17 protein-coding genes are annotated in these 17,401 nt (G+C 69.9%); 6 read left to right on the plus strand and 11 right to left on the minus strand.

The features are described from left to right. The first annotated feature begins 22 nt into the window (after positions 1 to 22). The 4 genes from SK224_RS04390 (at position 23) to SK224_RS04405 (ending at position 4,238) form a co-directional block, all read left to right on the plus strand. Positions 23 to 640, plus strand: a complete 618-nt coding sequence (locus SK224_RS04390; protein WP_320433567.1) for a TetR/AcrR family transcriptional regulator — start codon at positions 23 to 25, stop codon at positions 638 to 640. Then, a complete protein-coding gene (locus SK224_RS04395; protein WP_320433568.1) occupies positions 640 to 1,269 on the plus strand; it encodes a hypothetical protein in 630 nt (209 codons plus the stop codon). Before SK224_RS04390 ends, SK224_RS04395 begins: the two co-directional genes overlap by 1 nt. Beyond that, positions 1,266 to 3,119, plus strand: a complete 1,854-nt coding sequence (locus tag SK224_RS04400) for a YhgE/Pip domain-containing protein (protein ID WP_320433569.1) — start codon at positions 1,266 to 1,268, stop codon at positions 3,117 to 3,119. Before SK224_RS04395 ends, SK224_RS04400 begins: the two co-directional genes overlap by 4 nt. 384 nt (positions 3,120 to 3,503) lie before the next feature. Then, a complete protein-coding gene (locus SK224_RS04405) occupies positions 3,504 to 4,238 on the plus strand; it encodes a hypothetical protein (RefSeq protein WP_320433570.1) in 735 nt (244 codons plus the stop codon). A 58-nt stretch (positions 4,239 to 4,296) separates the two neighbouring features. On the opposite strand, the gene SK224_RS04410 is transcribed toward SK224_RS04405, so the two are convergent. Continuing rightward, positions 4,297 to 5,151 carry an SDR family oxidoreductase gene (locus tag SK224_RS04410; protein WP_320433571.1) on the minus strand — a complete coding sequence of 285 codons (855 nt, stop codon included), beginning with the start codon at positions 5,149 to 5,151 and terminating at the stop codon, positions 4,297 to 4,299. A gap of 98 nt (positions 5,152 to 5,249) precedes the next feature. Between SK224_RS04410 and SK224_RS04415 the strand changes: the two genes are divergently transcribed. Then, positions 5,250 to 5,630 (plus strand): helix-turn-helix domain-containing protein, encoded by a 381-nt coding sequence (locus SK224_RS04415; protein WP_320433572.1) that lies wholly within the window; start codon positions 5,250 to 5,252, stop codon positions 5,628 to 5,630. Between the two features lie 10 nt (positions 5,631 to 5,640). Here the strand turns inward: SK224_RS04415 and mnhG are convergent, their stop codons facing one another. From mnhG to SK224_RS04450, 7 genes are all read right to left on the minus strand, one after another. Further along, on the minus strand, positions 5,641 to 6,021 hold the full coding sequence (gene mnhG / locus SK224_RS04420) for a monovalent cation/H(+) antiporter subunit G (RefSeq protein ID WP_320433573.1): 381 nt from the start codon (positions 6,019 to 6,021) through the stop codon (positions 5,641 to 5,643). Beyond that, the gene (locus tag SK224_RS04425) at positions 6,018 to 6,287 is read right to left on the minus strand and encodes a monovalent cation/H+ antiporter complex subunit F (protein ID WP_309734260.1); all 270 of its coding nucleotides are present in this window, start codon (positions 6,285 to 6,287) and stop codon (positions 6,018 to 6,020) included. The genes mnhG and SK224_RS04425 overlap by 4 nt, the downstream gene beginning before the upstream one ends. Then, positions 6,284 to 6,877: a Na+/H+ antiporter subunit E gene (locus SK224_RS04430; protein ID WP_320433574.1), complete on the minus strand. Its 594-nt coding sequence runs from the start codon at positions 6,875 to 6,877 to the stop codon at positions 6,284 to 6,286. Before SK224_RS04430 ends, SK224_RS04425 begins: the two co-directional genes overlap by 4 nt. Continuing rightward, a complete protein-coding gene (locus tag SK224_RS04435) occupies positions 6,874 to 8,439 on the minus strand; it encodes a Na+/H+ antiporter subunit D (protein ID WP_320433575.1) in 1,566 nt (521 codons plus the stop codon). Before SK224_RS04435 ends, SK224_RS04430 begins: the two co-directional genes overlap by 4 nt. After that, entirely contained in the window at positions 8,436 to 8,975 is a 540-nt protein-coding gene (locus SK224_RS04440) for a Na(+)/H(+) antiporter subunit C (protein WP_320433576.1), read from the minus strand. Before SK224_RS04440 ends, SK224_RS04435 begins: the two co-directional genes overlap by 4 nt. Continuing rightward, entirely contained in the window at positions 8,972 to 11,875 is a 2,904-nt protein-coding gene (locus SK224_RS04445) for a Na+/H+ antiporter subunit A (RefSeq protein ID WP_320433577.1), read from the minus strand. Before SK224_RS04445 ends, SK224_RS04440 begins: the two co-directional genes overlap by 4 nt. A gap of 75 nt (positions 11,876 to 11,950) precedes the next feature. Next, positions 11,951 to 13,027 carry a LacI family DNA-binding transcriptional regulator gene (locus SK224_RS04450; RefSeq protein ID WP_320433578.1) on the minus strand — a complete coding sequence of 359 codons (1,077 nt, stop codon included), beginning with the start codon at positions 13,025 to 13,027 and terminating at the stop codon, positions 11,951 to 11,953. 63 nt (positions 13,028 to 13,090) lie between these two features. Between SK224_RS04450 and SK224_RS04455 the strand changes: the two genes are divergently transcribed. Further along, a complete protein-coding gene (locus SK224_RS04455; RefSeq protein ID WP_320433579.1) occupies positions 13,091 to 14,326 on the plus strand; it encodes an MFS transporter in 1,236 nt (411 codons plus the stop codon). 39 nt (positions 14,327 to 14,365) lie between these two features. Here the strand turns inward: SK224_RS04455 and SK224_RS04460 are convergent, their stop codons facing one another. The 3 genes from SK224_RS04460 to SK224_RS04470 all read right to left on the minus strand — a co-directional run bounded on the left by SK224_RS04460 (position 14,366) and on the right by SK224_RS04470 (position 17,304). Continuing rightward, entirely contained in the window at positions 14,366 to 15,262 is an 897-nt protein-coding gene (locus tag SK224_RS04460; protein WP_320433580.1) for a hypothetical protein, read from the minus strand. Positions 15,263 to 15,481: 219 nt separating this feature from the next. Further along, positions 15,482 to 16,123: a response regulator transcription factor gene (locus SK224_RS04465; protein ID WP_320433581.1), complete on the minus strand. Its 642-nt coding sequence runs from the start codon at positions 16,121 to 16,123 to the stop codon at positions 15,482 to 15,484. Continuing rightward, positions 16,120 to 17,304, minus strand: coding sequence for a sensor histidine kinase (locus tag SK224_RS04470; protein WP_320433582.1), 1,185 nt, complete (start codon positions 17,302 to 17,304; stop codon positions 16,120 to 16,122). The genes SK224_RS04465 and SK224_RS04470 overlap by 4 nt, the downstream gene beginning before the upstream one ends. Between the last annotated feature and the right edge of the window lie 97 nt (positions 17,305 to 17,401).

A 17,401-nucleotide genomic window follows, 5' to 3' on the forward strand; every position in this document is an offset into this window, starting at 1 on the left:
TTTTAGGCGTAGACTTCCCGTCATGCCCACCGCTGTTTCGTCGCGCCCTGACGCCCTGCGCAACCGCGCGGCGCTCGTCGAGGCCGCCACTTCTCTGATCGCGCGCGACCCGCACGCATCCATCGCCTCGATCGCCGAGGCCGCGGGCGTCAGCCGCCGCGCGGTGTACGGCCACTTCCCCGACCGGGGCGCCCTGGTTGCCGAACTCGTCCGTTCCGGGGCCGAGCGCTTCAACGCCCTCGCCGCCGAGACGACCACCGACGAGCCGGCACCTCTCGCCCTCGCTCGGCTGACGGCTCGCCTGTGGGATGAGGCCGCGCAGGTGCAGGTCGCCGCATCCCTCGCGCTCGACGACGCGCACATCGAGCAGACCGCCTACATCCTCGCTCCCGTCCGGCGCCGCCTGATGACGATCGTCCGCGAGGGACAGGATGCCGGGACGCTGCGCACCGACCTGACCGCGGCGACGCTCGCGCGACTCATCGAGGAGGCGGCGCGCATGGTGATCACCCGTATCGACGCGGCGAGTTCGCACGCCCGCGGGCTCGCGGTGCGTACCGTGCTCAGTATCGCCGGACTCTCCTGGCGCGAGACGGACGCCCTGCTCGAGGCCCACCCCGAGCTGGCGGAGGAGGACTGATGCGCGTCGAGGCGATCACCGTCAGCAAGGGGCGCGGCGGCCAGGCACTGGCGCCGGTGTCGCTCGCCTACGAGAGCGGGACCGCGAGGCTCGCGACCGCGGAGACCGAACAGCGCCCGACGGTTCTCGGACTCATCGCGAGCGGGCGGATGCGGCCCGACACCGGTGTGGTCCTGATCGGCGGCGCGGAGGACAACTCCGCGGTGCGTCGCAAGGTCGCGCTCGTCGATGCGCCCGACGTGTCCGATCCCGCCCCCAACGTCACGGTGTTCACGGTCGTCTCCGAGGAGCTCATGTTCGCGGGGCGTCCCTCGAACCCGATCGCCACCAAGGCGTGGCTCACCGAGGCGGGCCTGCTGGAGATCTCGCGCACGCCCATCGCCGACGTCGCTCCGGCGGATCGGTTGCGCATCCTGCTCGAGCTCAGCGTGCTGCGTCCGGATGTCGAGGCCCTCGTGCTGGTCTCCCCCGACAGACACGGCGGCGACCCGCACGTGTGGTGGGAGCTGGCGGAGGAGTTCGCCGGCCGCGGGCTCGCGGTGCTGGTGATCGCCGGACAGGCGGCCGGTGCGGTCCTCGCGGGCCGTGCCGAGAGGGCCGAGATGGATGAGGCGGAGGTGGCGCGATGAAGGTTCCCGCGATGATCACGGCGGAGCTGCGCCGACTGACGTCCACGAAGATGTCGGTCATCGCCCTGATCGCCCTCATGTGCGTGCCGGTGCTCTACGGCGGGCTGTACCTGTGGGCCAATCAGGATCCGTACGGCCGCCTCGACCAGGTGCCGGTCGGCCTCGTCGTGCTGGATGCGGGCGTGACCGAGAACGGCGAGACCACGAACTACGGTGACCAGGTCGCCGACAACCTCGTGAAGGACGGCACGTTCGACTGGCAGCGGATGAGTGCCGACGGCGCCCAGGACGCCCTGAAGCACGGCGCAGTGGACTTCACCGTCACGATCCCCGCCGACTTCTCCGACGCCCTTCAGTCGGCTGCCGGGACCTCGCCGCGCCAGGCGGGACTGGAGCTGTCGACCAACGACGCGAACAACTACCTGGCCTCCACGATCGGCTCCCAGGCGATCGAGAAGATCCGCGCCTCGGTGGCCAAGCTGGTCGGCACCCAAGCCGCGAACCGCCTGCTGACGGCGATCAGCGACATCCGTGGCAATCTCGTCACCGCGGCCGACGGCGCCTCCCAGCTCGCCGACGGCGCAGCATCCGCTCTGGCAGGATCCCAGAAGCTCCGCGACGGCGCCTCCCAGCTCGCCGACGGGACGGCCCAGCTCTCCTCCGGCGCCTCCCAGCTCGCCGGCGGCGCGTCGCAGCTCGCCGACGGCGCGAGCCAGGTGGCGGCGGGCACGGCCACGCTCGACGGATACGCCGACCGTGCGGCCACGGCAGCGCAGGGCGTGGTGAACGATCTGCCCGCCATCCGTTCCGCGATCGCCGACGAGCTCGCCGCGCGCGGGCTCACTCCCGACGAGATCAACGCCGTGCTCGCGCGCCTCGACACCCTCGGCGGCGACGTGCGCACTGTGAACGATCGCGTGCAGTCCGCGGTCGGCCAAGTCGACCGGCTCAACGCCGGCGCAGCCCAGGTGTCGCAGGGAGCAGCGAGTCTCGCGAGCGGTTCGGCGCAGCTGGCCGACGGCGCCGCATCCGCGGCCACCGGCGCGGCGGCGCTCCGCGACGGCACCGGCACGCTCACCTCGGGTCTGTCCCAGCTGGACGACGGCGCGAAGCAGCTCTCGAGCGGACTCGCCGACGGCGTGGCGCAGATCCCCGACTCCGACGCGGCGCTGCGGGAGCAGCAGGCCGACACGATCGCCGATCCGGTGGATGTGGAATCGAGCAAGGTCGCCTCCGCGGCGGACTACGGCGCGGGTCTCGCTCCCTTCTTCGCCTCGCTCGCGGGCTGGATCGGCATCTACGCGCTGTTCCTGATCGTGAAGCCCATCTCGCGCCGCGCGATCACGGCGCTGCACTCGCCCGTCCGCATCACCCTGGCGGGGTGGCTGACGCCGGGGCTTCTGGGGGGCATCCAGATGATCGCGTTGTTCGGCGTCCTTTCGCTCGCGCTCGGCTTCACGTTCGCGAATCCGCTCTCGACGCTCGGCATCATGGTGCTCGCGTCGCTGACGTACGCGGCGATCATCCTCGCGCTGAACGTGTGGTTCGGATCGGTCGGTCAGTTCCTGGGTCTCGTGCTCATGGTCCTGCAGCTCGTGACAGCGGGCGGGACGTTCCCGTGGCAGACGCTCCCGGCACCGCTGACGGGGCTGCATCACGTGCTGCCGATGGGCTTCGTCGTCGATGCGATGAGACAGCTCATGTACGGCGGCGATATCGCCCGGATCGGCAGCGACATCACGGTGCTCGTCACCTGGATGCTGGGCGCCCTGGTGCTCGCCGCGCTGGGCGTCACACGGATGACGCACAAGCGCACCCTCCGCGACCTGGCCCCCTCCCTCATCGGCTAGTCCCGCGGCCCCGCCCTCAGGGCCGCGAGACTGCATTTCGATCACGAGATCACTGTCATTACCCGTGATCTCGTGCTCAGAATGCAGTCTCGTGGGATGTGGGATGTGGGATGTCGTGGATGCCGCAGAGCGCCACCACAGCGCGCCCCGCGACGCGGGAGGGATGCGGGTGCATACACCGCACGCCCAGGGTCCTGCCACGGTTCGTCCAGAAAGCCCCCCTACCGTGTGCAGGTCGCCCGCGAGCCCGAACTCGTACGGCGGCAGCCCCGACGACGGGGCCTGTCCACCCTGCTGGCGCAGCGCGTGATCGTCCCCGACGTCCCTCGCGCCCGCGCGTTCTCCGTGCCCCGCGTCAGGCAGGCCGCTTGACCCTGGAGCCCTATGCCCCGCCTTCGTCGCGCCCTGTTGAGCGCTGCCGCCCTCGTGGTGGCCGTCCCCCTCCTCCTTCCCACGGCAGCGTTCGCAGCCTCCGACGACGCGGCTCCCACGCCGACCCCGTCGGTCTCCACGCCTCCCGCCGACCCCGCACCCCGCACGATCGACCTCGACGCGTCGCTGTACCTCACACTGGCGCGATCCGTCTCCGCTTCCGCGGCCGGGAAGGCCGACACCACGACGCTCGACAAGGAGATCGCCCGATTGAGCTCGTCCACCGAGCTCTCGGATGCGGTGGCCGAAGCGTCCATCACCGTGCTGCGCGATGCGACGTCTCGCGTCACCGCCGAGAGGGACGCGTACGACGCCCGCGTGGCCGCGGAGCAGCAGGCGGCGGCCGAAGCGGCAGCAGCCGCGATCGCGCAGGCCAACACGCCCGACGGCGCTCGTGCTGCGGCCCGCACGATGGCAGCCGAGAACTACGGCTGGGGTGACGATCAGTTCTCGTGCCTCGAGTCGCTGTGGCAGCGCGAGTCGAGCTGGAACTACCAGGCGTACAACGACGGCAGTGGTGCGACCGGCATCCCGCAGGCGCTGCCCGGATCGAAGATGGCCTCGGCCGGCGACGACTGGCAGACCAATGCGATCACCCAGATCCGCTGGGGCTTGGACTACATCGACCGCGCCTACGGCACGCCGTGCGCGGCATGGGGGCACTCGCAGGCCACTAGCTGGTACTGAGAACGCTCATGACGAAGGGGCACCCGCATGATGCTGGTGCCCCTTCGTCGTTCCGCCGTCAGAGCGCGGCGCGCAGCGCGTCGATGAGCGACGTGGTCGGACGGCCGATGAGCTGCGACAGCGTGTGGTCCTCGGAATCCAGGGCGCCGGCGGCGATCCCCGCATCCAGCGCGGCGACGAAGCCGGCCGTGCCCTCATCCAGCCCCGCACCCCGCAGGGCCTCGAGCAGGTGCTCCTCGGACAGCGCCACGTACGTCACGTCGCGTCCCTGGATCTCGGCTGCGACAGCGGCGAGATCGGCGTAGCCGAACGCCGCATCACCGGCGAGCTCGAGCACGCGCCCGAGGTACGCATCGTCGGTCGCGACGACCGCGGCCGCCTCGGCGAAGTCCGCGCGGGCGGCAGCCGCGACCTTCCCGTCTGCGACGGCGGCGGCGATCACGCCGGATTCGGCGGCGCGGGCCACATCCTGCGCGTAGTTCTCGATATACCAGTTGTTGCGAAGGATCGTGTGGGGCAGGCCGGATGCGGCGAGCGCCTCCTCCGTCGCGACGTGCTCGGCGGCCAGGGGCAGTGGGCTCGTGGTGGCGTGGTAGAGGCTCGTGTAGACCAGTCCCCCGACGTTCGCGGCCACGGCCGCGTCGATGACCGCCTGGTGCTGGGCCAGACGCTTGCCGACCTCGGAGCCCGAGACGAGCACGACGCGGTCGATCCCGGCGAAGGCGGCGTCGAGGGTTTCGGGCGCGTCGTAGTCGACGACGGCCGTGCGCACGCCACGCTCGGCGAGGTCGGCGACCTTGTCGAGGCTGCGGGCGCCTGCGACGACGTCGGATGCGGCGACGCCGCGGGCGAGCAGGCTTTCGACGATGAGGCGGCCGAGGTGTCCGCTGGCGGCGGTGACGAGAACGGTCATGGGGATGTCCTTTCGATCCGGTACGTGGGGGTAAGCCCACCTTCCGCCTGCGACATTCCCTTTGTCAGGTACCCACTTTGGAGTAAGGTACCCACGTCATGGTGAGTTTTGTGAAATTGCAGGCCCTGCCCGAGGGATTGTTCACCCACGCCTGCCCCACGAGAACGGTTCTCGACCACGTGATGAGTCGCTGGGGTGTTCTCGTGCTCTCGGCGCTCGTGCGCGGAACGCTCCGCTGGAGCGAGCTTCGCCGTGCCGTGGACGGCATCAGCGAGAAGATGCTCGCATCGACGCTGCGGCAGCTCACCGCGGACGGCTTCGTCGAGAGGGAGTCGTTTCCCACGGTGCCGCCCCACGTGGAGTACCGGCTGACCGACCGGGGTCGTGACCTCATGGCGCGCATGCTGCCGCTATTGGAGTGGATCGCGACGAACGCCGACGACATCGTCGCGGGGGAGTCGGGGCCGGCCACGGCGTAGCCCGCAACGATCAACGCGGGTCGGGGTCCTTGTCGCGCAGCTCGTCGACGTACATGGCCTCTTCGTCCAGCGTGCGGTTGCGGTAGGCCTGCCGCCCCACCATGTGCGCCGACAGGGGTGCCGTCGCGAGCTGGATGAGAGCGATCGGGACGAGGAAGGCCACTGCGGCCCAGCTGCGAACCGACAACGCGATCGCCAGGCAGATGAGCAGGAAGCCGAGCACCTGCGGCTTGGTCGCGGCGTGCAGGCGCGTGGGGACGTCGTGGAAGCGCAGGAGGCCGATCGCCGCCGTCAGGCACAGCAGCGCGCCGATGAGGATCAACACGAGAGCCGTGGTGTCGAGGACGGCATCGATCGGGAATCCCGCATCCGCCTGGACGTGAGCGATCATCGCTGGTTCGCGTCCTTCCTCGCGACGAACCGCGCGATCGAGATGGATCCGAAAACGCCGATCGCGGCGATCACGAGCAGCACGGGCAGCGTGCGGGTGTGGTGGTTGATCGCCATCTCGGCGCCCAGCACGCACATGACCTCGGTCAGCAGCACGTCACTCGCGACGGCCCGGTCGAGGATCGAGGGCCCCTTGATGACGCGCCAGAGCGTGAGCAGGGCGGCCACGGCGAAGACGAGGTAGATCGCCACGAGCAGCGGATTCATCGGCTGGCCTCCTTCGCCTGGGCGCCGCGCGTGCGGGTGGGCGCGACCTGCGCAAGCTGCGCGCGCGAGCCGACCGCGCGCACGATCCGCCGCTCCCACCGCTGCACCTGGCGCCGCTGCGCCTCGACGTCCGCGTCCGAGTTCACGCCGATGACGTGCAGGTACAGCACGCTCTCGTCACGGTCGATGTCGATCACGAGCGACCCGGGGATGAGGGATGCGGTGACGGCGGTGTGCGCCAGGATCAGCTCGTCGTTCGTGGCGAGGGGCACGGCGATCACCGCGACACCCGGATAGCGCCGGGGGTTCACGACCTGCCAGGCGACGAGAAGCGAACCCTTGACGAGCGCGCCGAGGAAGGCGAGCACGAAGACGAGGCCGTACCAGAGGTTGACGCGCCCGGAGAGTTCCACCGGCGGCAGTCGGAAGACCCGCGTGACGAGGACCGCCGCCACGAGTCCGGTCAGGAACGCGACGACCGTGAACTGACCCCACAGCAGCATCCACAGGGCGACAAGCCACAGGAAGAACGGCAACTGCCGCCACGTCTGGGCGATGAGTCCTTTGGGGCCGCGGAGGTGTCGGATCACTGATCGACCTCCCCGGACTGCGTCTCCAACTGCACGAGCTGGACCGGCTGCAGCAGCGCGTCACCGATGCGGGTGCACATGTCGTAGAGGGGTCCGGCGAACACGGTGAGGGCCACGGTGATGGCGACCATGCCCGCGGTCGCCGCGGTCATGACGCGGGGGATGACGCGGCGTTCGGTCTGGATACCGGCGGCCGGGGCGTTGCCGAGGTACTCGACGCGTGCCTCGACTTCGGGCTCCTCCGCGTCGTCCTCGCGCCAGAAGCCGAGGTTCCAGGCGCGCATGAGCGCGTAGAGCGTGAGCAACGAGGTGACGATACCGGCCACGATCAGGACCATCATGAGCGGTGTGCCGACCTGGGCTGCGGCGTCGAAGAGCCCGTACTTGCCGATGAAGCCCGAGAACGGGGGCAGGCCGCCGAGATTCACCGCGGGGATGAAGTACAGCACCGCGATCACGGGAGCGGCGCGCATGAGTCCCTTGAGCTTGAGGATCGAGGTGCTGCCGGCGCGACGCTCGATGAGCCCGACGGCGAGGAACAGGGTGGTCTGCACCACGATGTGGTGGACCATGTAGTAGATCGTCGCGCCGATCGCCGCGGGGGTCGCGATCGCGAGCCCGAACACCATGTAGCCCACGTGGCTCACGAGCGTGAACGAGAGGATTCTCTTGAGCTCCGCCTGGGCGACGGCGCCGAGCACGCCGACGATCATCGTGGCGAGGGCGACGATCAGCAGGAGGACGTTGACGTTGCTGTCGGGGAACAGCTGCGTCTCGGTGCGGATGAGCGCGTAGACGCCGACTTTGGTCAGCAACCCCGCGAACACCGCCGTCACCGGTGCGGGGGCGGTGGGGTAGGAGTCGGGCAGCCAGAACGACAGCGGGAAAACGGCAGCCTTGATGCTGAAGGCCAGCAGCAGCATGAGGTGCAGCGTGAGCTGGACGTGTTGCGGCAGCTCCCCCATCCGCTCGGCGATCTGCGCCATGTTCACGGTACCGAGGGCACCGTAGATCATGGCGATCGAGGCGAGGAAGAGGATCGAGGAGACGAGCGAGACGACGATGTAGACGATGCCGGCGCGGATGCGGGACTCGGTGCCGCCGAGGGTGATCAGCACATAGGACGCGACGAGCAGGATCTCGAAACCCACGTACAGGTTGAAGAGGTCGCCCGCGATGAACGCGTTGAAGATGCCCGCCGCGAGGATGAGGTAGGACGGGTGGAAGATCGAGACGGGGGTCTCGTCGTCTCCGTCGGCAGCGCCCTGGCCGACCGAGAAGAGCAGGACCGCGAGCAGCACGACGCTCGAGACCACCACGAGCAGCGCGGCCAGGCGGTCGACGTACAGCACGATCCCGAACGGGATGGGCCAGCCGCCCACCGCGACCGCGAGCGGCTGCCCCGAGTCGACGACCACGAGAAGCACGGCCGCGATGGCGAGCACGGCCGTGAGGGTCGTGATCGAGACCGCGACCTGCACGCGCCGGCGCCGGCCGAACACGAGGGCGACGGCCGCGCCGATGAGCGGCAGGGTGACCAGGAGAGGAACCAATGCGTTCATCGCTCGCCCTCCTCGTTCTCATCGCGCCTGCTGGTCGGTCGGTCGGTCGGCGCATCGTCTCGAATACCGGGCAGGTCGAGGCTGCCGAGCACCGTGATGGGCACGCTCGCCGCATCCACGAAGTCCGTCGTCGCATCGTCGGCGGTGAACTCGTCCTCCATCGCCTCCTCGTCTTCCGCGGCGCGACCGCGAAGGGCGATGTCCTCGATGTCGTCCTCGACCGTGTCGGCCTGGCCCAGCTGCCAGGAGCGGTAGATGAGCGCGAGCAGGAACGCCGAGACCGCGAACGTGATCACGATCGCCGTCAGCGTGAGCGCCTGGGGGAGCGGATCGGAGAACTGGGCCGAGTCGGCCCCTTCCACGAAGAAGGGCGCCGTTCCGGGGAAGCCCATCACGATGAGAAGGAGCAGGTTCGCGGCGTTGCCCAGCAGCAGGAAGCCGATCAGCACCCGCGTGAGACTCCGCTCGAGCATCGCGTAGACGCCGCACGCGAAGAGCACGGCCATCACGGCGATCAGGACGACGGAGACACTCACCGGGCACCCGCCCCCTGCTGCTCCAGCTGGAGCTTCTGGCGATCGACCTCGGCGCCGAGGCTGCGGAGCACGTCGAGGACGAGTCCGATGACGACGAGGTACACACCGATGTCGAAGATCGTCGACGTCACGAACTCCACGTGTCCGAGCACCGGGAGCTCGGCGTTGAACCAGGTGCTCGTGAGGGGGTCGACGCCGAAGAACAGCGGCACCACGGCGGTGCCGACGGCGAGGAGCATGCCCACGCCGAGCAGGCGCCCCGCATCCGTCGGGGCCGCGGCGCCGAGCTCGTAACGGCCGCCGGCGACGTAGCGCATGACGAGCGCCATGCCCGCGATGAGACCGCCCGCGAACCCGCCGCCGGGAAGGTTGTGGCCGGCGAACAGCACGTACAGCGACACGATGATGATCGAGTGGAACAGGATCCGCACGACCACCTCGAGCAGGATCGAGCGGTTCTCCGGCTTGACCTTGGCTCCGCCCACGAGCCAGGCACGACGGCCGCTCTCGCCCGCGCCCTGCGGGCGCAGACCCTCCGACGTCTCGAGCAGCGGACGACGGCGGGGGATGCGGGGAAGCGGCTTGGTGAAGTCGGAGAGCGTGTCGGAGCGGTGGGTGACGAAGACGAGTGAAGCGACACCGGTGGCCGCGAGGATGAGCACCGACAGCTCGCCCATCGTGTCCCAGCCGCGGAGATCGACCAGGGCGACGTTGACGACGTTGCGCCCGTGGCCCTTGTCATAGGCGAGTTCCGGGAAGGCGAGCGAGATGGGCGACTCCACGCGCGCGGAGGTCGCGACGACCGCGACGAAAGCCATCGTGAGACCGACGGCGCCGGCGAGCACCGCGCGCGCGAGCGGTGCGACGGAGGCGTTGTGGTCGCCCATTCGGGCAGGGATCCGTCGCAGCACGAGCGCGAAGGCGACGAGCGTGACGGTCTCGATGAGGATCTGCGTCAGCGCCAGATCGGGGGCGCCGCTCGTGGCGAAGAGCACCACCATGCCCAGTCCCGTGACCGAGACGAGCACGACGCCCGTGTAGCGCTTGCGGGCTCGCACCGCGATGATGCCCGCGACGATCATGATGGGGGCGACGAAGACCTGGGTGGGGGACTGCCAGGCATCCAGCTGCGCGCGCCACTCGGGAGCGGCGAACAGGGTGACGCCCTGAGACACGACGAAGACGACGAAGATCGTGCCGACGTAGACGGGCAGCGAACCGCGCTGGGTGAGCGTCGTCGTCCACACCGAGATGCGTGCGATCAGACGCAGGACGGCGTTGTACGCGTCGGCGGCGGTGAACGGGAGCACACGGCGACGCTCGGACCAGCGCACCTTCAGAGCGAACCAGAACAGGAGAGCGCCCACCGCCAGCGTGCCGAGCGAGAGGAACAGCGCCGGCTCGAACCCGTGCCACAGCGCCAGGTGCGTGGCCTTTTCTCCTGCGGGCGGGGCGAGCTCGGCGTATCTCGCGAACGCGGTGTCGACCCAGGGTGCGGCGAGCCCCGACACGAGCGTGAGGCCGGAGAGGATGACGGGTGCCGCGAGGAAGCCGACCGGCGGGTCGGGCCATTCGGTGCGCTCTCGCGCGGTGCCGTCCGCATCCTTCTTGGTCCAGAAGGCACCCCAGATGAAGCGGATGCCGTACGCGGCCGTCAGCGCCGAACCGATGAGGATGCCGATGAGTGAGACCGTCGCCCACACCGATCCATCGTCGAGGAACGCCGCGAGCGCGGACTCCTTCGCGACGAACCCGATGGTGGGGATCACACCGGCCATGGAGGCGACCGCGATGATCGAGAAGGTCGCGAGTGTCGGCGCCTGCCGGCCCACGCCGGAGAGCTCGTTGATGTCACGGGTGGAAAGCTGGCGGTCGATGACGCCCACGACGAGGAACAGCGAGGACTTGAAGAGAGCGTGGCTCAGCAGGAGCGCGAGGCCCGCGAGGGCTGCCTCCCTCGTGCCGAAGCCGAGGACGACCGTCAGGAACCCGAGCTGGCTCACCGTGCCGAAGGCGAGGATGCGCTTGAGGTCGGACTCGCGCAGGGCCTGCACACCGCCGAGCAGCATCGTGAACACACCGAGGCACACGATGATCGGACGCCACGGATCGGCCTCCGCGTAGACGGGCGCGAAGCGGGCGATCAGATAAATCCCGGCCTTGACCATCGCCGCAGCGTGGAGGTAAGCGCTGACGGGTGTGGGCGCGGCCATGGCGCCGGGGAGCCAGAAGTGGAACGGGAAGATCGCCGATTTGCTGAGCGCTCCGACCAGGAGCAGGACGAGGGCGGCGTTGACGACGGGGCCGGTGGGAGCCTCGGCGAGGATCGTGGAGATGCTGGTCGTTCCGGCCTCCACGACGAACAGGACGACGCCGATCAGCATGACCAGCCCGCCGAGCGTCGTGACGAGCAGCGCCTGCAGTGCTGCACGGCGGCTGACGCCACGCGCGTGGTAGTAGCCGATGAGCAGGTAGGAGAGAACGCTCGTGATCTCCCACAGCATGACCAGCACGACGATGTCGTCGGTGAGAACGAGCCCGTACATGGCTCCGGCGAAGGCGAGGAGCACGGCGGAGAACTGACCGAGGCCCTCTCGTTTGCCCGCGAAGTACCACCGGCAGTAGAGCATCACCAGGGCGCCGACGCCGGTCACAACGAGCGTCAGCACCCAGCTGAGGATGTCCATGCGCATCGAGAGCTGGATACCGAGCGAGGGCATCCATTCGTATGTCTCGAAAGGAATGCTCCCCGTCAGCACCTGCGGCGCGAGCCACAGGGTGTGCCCGAAGGCGATGATCGGCAGGAGGGCCGCAACCACGAACGCACGAGCCCCGAGACGGGAGACCAGCCAGGGCAGCAGCAGAGGGACGAGTGCAAACGCAGCGAGGAGTACCAGCAAACGCGGCCTCCTCGTGGTCGTCGGGGCTCCGTGGCAGGCGGAACCACCCAGGCGATCGGGGTGTCGCTCTCTATTCTACGGGCCGGATGAGGCACCTGGCACCACGGACGCCGAAACAGGGCCCGTCGTATTACCCGGGCGGAACACAGAGGTCAGCAGGATGTCGGGGGGAACGACGCCCTCGAGCATCGCCGAGACGGCGATCCCCGCGGCGCGCCCCTTCTCGGCCGCCGGCTGCACCATCGTGGTCAGGGTGAGGGGCGCGACACCGTCGACCGAGACGCCGTCGAACCCGGTGACGCTCACGTCTTCGGGCACGCGCAGCCCGGCATCGTGGACGGCACGGATGATGCCCGCCGCCAACACGTCGCTCTGGGCGAGGATCGCCGTGGGTCGCTCACCCGGTGCCGTCAGGATGGCGCGGCCGGCGGAGTAACCCTCGTCGATGAGGCTCGCCCCCGCCGCGTACACGCGGGCATCCTGGAACACATCGAGGGCGCCTTCGAGACGCTCGCGGGTGACGTCGACGGCGATCTGCGACACGGATTCCGGATCGAACCATCCCGTGCCGCGCCCCCCGCCGACGGGAAGAGCGACCACCACGACGTGTCGGTGGCCGAGCTCTCGCACGTGGCGGGCGATGACGGCCTGCGCGTCGCGATTGTCCAGGCGGATGCGGGGGATCCCCTCGCCCGCATCCCCTTCCATGACGACGACGGGGACACCGCGCCGCTGCAGCACCTCCAGGTCGGCACGCAACCGCGTGCTGCAGCCGATGAGCACGAAGGCGTCCGCAGGTGCGGCGGGGAGGGCGGCGCCTCCCGACTCGTCATCGCGGAGCAGCAGCAGGCCGCTCCCGCGCTCGGCGACACCCTCGGCGAGGCCGTCGAGCATGATCGTCGTGACGGGGTCGCGGAAGGCCGCGCGCAGCCGGTCGCCGATGACGACGCCCACGACGCCGGAGCGTCCGAGACGGAGCGACGCAGCCCTCGGGTCGGGCCCGGAGTAGCCGAGTTCGGCGGCAGCGGCGAGCACGCGCGAGCGGGTCGCGTCGGAGACCGCGGTCTTGCCGCTGAACACCACCGACGCGGTCGAGGCGGCGACTCCCGCCTGACGGGCGACGTCGGCGATGGTGGCACGGCGTGCGTTCATGGTCCCTCGATGCTAACCCCCCGCGCCGCGACAAGGATCGAATCGATTCGGTAGGGTGAGCGCATGGAAACAGTGCTGTCTCGCTCCCAGGTCGTGCGGTGGCGCACAGCCGTCTTCGCGATCTTCCTCGCGAGCGGTCTGAGCATCGCCACCTGGGCCTCCCGCGTGCCGGCGATCAAGGTGGCGCTGGGCATCGACAACATCCAGGTCGGCATGCTGCTGCTGGGTATGGGAGTCGCCTCCATCCTCGGGCTGACCGCGAGCTCCGCGATCCTGGCGCGCTTCGGTGCGCGAAAGGGCATGCTCGGGGCACTCTTCTTCGTCGTGCTCGGCCTCGTGCTCATCGGCGTCGGCACCGACTACCTGCACACGTACGGCGTCGTGCTCGCGGGGCTCGCGCTCTTCGGCTTCGGCAACGGCTCGCTCGACGTGATGATGAACGTCGAGGGTGCCGCGATCGAGAAGCAGACCGGCAAGACGATCCTGCCGCTGTTCCACGCCTTCTTTAGTTTCGGCACGGTGATCGGCGCGGGCCTCGGTACCGCGGCGGCCGCCATAGCGTTCAGCGTCGTGGGGCACACGGCCATCGTCGCCGTCGTCATCGCCGTGCTGGCCGTCGTGGCGGCCTCCAACGTGCCGGTGCGCGACGTCGCGATGGACGTCGACGCGGAGGATGCCCCGAAGGGATGGGGCGAACGCATCCGTCTCGCGCTGAGCGCGTGGAAGGAGCCCCGCACCTACACGCTGGGCGTCATCATTCTGGGCATGGCCTTCGCCGAGGGCGGCGCGAACGACTGGCTCTCCCTCGCGGTCGTCGACGATCACGGAGCCGACCCGGCGCTCGGACCCGCGGCGCTGACGGTGTTCTCGGTGGCCATGACCGTGGTGCGCGTCTTCGGCGGACCGCTCGTCGATCGTTTCGGCCGCGTCGTCGTGCTGCGCTCGCTCGCCGTGACGGCGGCGGTCGGACTCGTGCTGTTCATCTTCGCGCCGAACATGCCGCTCGTGTTCGTCGGCGCGGCGCTGTGGGGGATGGGTGCATCCCTCGGCTTCCCGCTGGGCATGTCGGCCGCGGCCGACGACCCGCAGCACGCGGCGGCGCGGGTGAGCGCGGCGGCGACGATCGGCTACGTCGCGTTCCTCTGCGGGCCGCCGATCCTCGGCTTCATCAGCGAGCACATCGGCCTGCTGAACACGCTGCTGATCATCGTGGGGCTGATCGTGGCGTCGGGCTTCTTCTCCGGCGCCGCGCGCCCGCTGGTCACCTCCTCCGACGAGAAGGCGCCGCGCGGTCACTGAGCGGATGCGGCGGGCTCATCCGGCCTGCCGTTCTCCGGATCACCGCAGCGAGAACCAGATGATCACGCCGATGACTCCGCCGATCACGGACGCTCCCGCGAGGATCTGGCCCCACACCGTCAGGGGCCGACGGGGATCAACGGGTGTGAGGTGCGCCCACGCGGTGTTGGCGAGAGTGAATGCGAGCGCGCCGAGCGCGATCGACAGCGGCGGGAAGAAGAACACGAGCCCCAGGCCCACGACCGCGCACACGATCGCGATGATGCGACCCGGCCCGACAGCCCAGGGCTGCACGACGGGACGCCCGTCAAGACCGGTGGCAGGCTTCTCTCCCCGCACCGCCCGGGCGATGTCCTGAGCCAACGTCAGGGTGTGGGTTCCCTTGTCCGGGTACCGGGCTCCGGATCGAGGCGGGGGTTCGGTAAGGACGAGATTGTGCCCGTCGCCAGCGCTCCCACTGTCGATCACGTGATCCATGTCGAGCGCCACACGTCGGACCTCGGCCGTGATCGCCGCATCAAACTCAGATCGTCGCTCCGGCGCTTCATCCCAGTCGTCGGCGAGCGAAACGAAAGCGCTCAGCCGCGCGGTCAGGAGGGGCACCCTCATCCTGAGATCGCACAGGCGCCGTGCCGCAGCCCGTGGCGCTATCGTCCCAGCGCTGAGGGAATCAGCCGTGGCGCTGACGACGCGGGCCGCTGCTCGGATCTCGGCCAGTTCGGGTAACCCTTCTTGCTCGGCGATCCGTGCGAGATACTCGTCCACATCAGCCGCCGAGGGCGGTGCTAGCTCTGATAGTTCGAACATCGCCGGGGTGAACTCGCCGGTCTCCGTCTGCTCACGTGCCCACTCCACCACCTCCGCCGGTGCGACGAAGTCGAAGTGGCGAAGCGAACGGAATTCGTCGAGCCGGTTGCGCACGTTGTTGTTCGCCATCAGAGCGTGGCGAAAACGGCAACGACGGCCGAACGGCTCAAGCGGATCAACCCTGCTCCGGTTCTGAGGTCGCCAAAGCGATCCCCACATCGATCCAACGCGCGACGGAACCCTGCGCGGGCATCCCGCGCGCCGGAGTCGAACGCACCATTCCCCCAGGTAGGCGGCGTGATCAGAACCTATACCTGTGCATCAGCTGAGAGCAAGTGTCAGCGCGAATCAGCGCCCGGCGTCACCCCGGGCGATCGCCACGGCGTGCGAACGGCTCTCCGCACCCAGCTTCGTCAACACACTCGACACGTGCGTCTTCACCGTCGGCACGGAGATCTCCAGCAGCGCGGCGATCTGATGGTTGGAGCGCCCTTCCGAGAGGGCGGCGAGCACCTCGCGCTCGCGCGGCGTCAGCGCGTCGAGCACCGGGGGAGCGGGGGAGCGCTCCGCAGGCCCCGTGCGTCGCGCCAGCACCCGGCGGGTGACCCGCGGGTCGAGGACCCCGTCGCCGCGGGCGACGCTGTGCACCGCATCCACGAGGGCCGCCGCCGACACCGTCTTCAGAAGGAATCCGACGGCCCCGGCGTCGAGCGCCGCGTCCACCAGCTCGTCCTCGTCGAAGCTCGTCAGCACGAGCACGTCGCTCGTGTCGTCCTCGCGGATGCGACGGGTCGCCTCCACGCCGTCCATGCCCGGCATCCGCAGGTCCATCAGCACGACGTCCGGCCGCAGGGCCCGCGCGTTGCGCACCGCCACCGTGCCGTCCGCGGCCTCGCCGACCACCTCGACGCCGTGGGCGACGAGCAGGATGCGCAGTCCCTCACGGATGGCGGCGTGGTCGTCTGCCAGGAGCACCCGTGGCGCGCTCATGCCGGCACCGCCGCGGGGATGCGAGCCTCGACGCGCCATCCATCGGCACGGGGGCCGGCATCCAGCCGCCCGCCCAGGGCCTTCGCGCGTTCACGGAGCAGCTCGAGGCCCCACCCGTTGCCCACGAGCTGAGCGGGTGGCGCGGATGCTCCGCGGGAGTCCACCCGCACGGACACCTCCCCGGACTCCTCGACGAGCCGGATGCGCACCTCGGCCCCGGGTGCGTGACGGACGCAGTTCGCCAGCGACTCCTGCACGATGCGGGCGACCGCCTGGTCCACGGGCGTGCTGAGGTCGGCGGCGAGGTCGTTCTCCAGCGACACCTCCAGTCCGGAGCGGCGCGCGGCCTCGGCGAGGTCGTCGATCGACGCGACGCCCGCGGGCGCCGCGATCTGCGTGCCGCCGTCGCGGAGCACCGCGATCATCGTGCGCAGCGTGTCGTGCGCCTCTCGCGACGAGTCGCGCACCGCCCGGAGTGCGGCCCGATCGGCATCCGGATCCGGCGGCATCGACAGCACCGCCTCGGAACGGATCGCCATCGCCGCAACGTGACCGGCGACGACGTCGTGCAGCTCTCGCGCCATCGCGTCGCGTTCGCGCTGCACCGCCGCATCCCGCTGCCGCGCACCCTCGTGTCGCGCGTCCTCCGCCTGCTGCCGATGCAGCGCGACGAGCTCCCGCGACTGTGCCACCGCGGTGCCGTACCAGTACCCCAACCCTCCCAAGGCCCCCAGCTGCAGGGCGACGAGGAATGCCGCGCGCGCGTCACCGGTGATCCACCCCGCCGCGATCGCCATGACCGCGACGACGGCGATCATGCCGAGGAGGATGCGGCGGCGGTGCTCGGTCTCGCGGGCGGCCACGTACAACACGTCCACGGCGACGATCAGGGGCACGAGTCCGCCGAAGGCGAAGACGTCGACGGCCATGACCGTCGCCGCGGCGATCAGGGCGGGGATCGGCCACCGGTCGCGCACGAGAACGAGTGCCACGGCGGCGAGCGCGGGGATCAACGCCCACCACGGGGACGCGGCGGCGAACACACTCGGCACGATGGCACCCGACACCGTGAGCCCCAGCGCGCCGGCGGCGAGCGCGATCAGCAGATAGATGAGCGCGTCGGCGGGCCCCCGGTGCCGGCGCACCCAGTCACGCAGCCGGGAGACCTCTGCTTCGCCCATGCGTTCATGCAAGCACAGGCATGCGTCTGCGGCATCCGTCGAAGGACGGAGGCGCCGGGGAGAGGGTGCGTCCTTCGCCCGATGTGCGCAAGCCGTC

The organism is Microbacterium sp. BG28 (assembly GCF_034044005.1).
Taxonomy (GTDB): domain Bacteria; phylum Actinomycetota; class Actinomycetes; order Actinomycetales; family Microbacteriaceae; genus Microbacterium.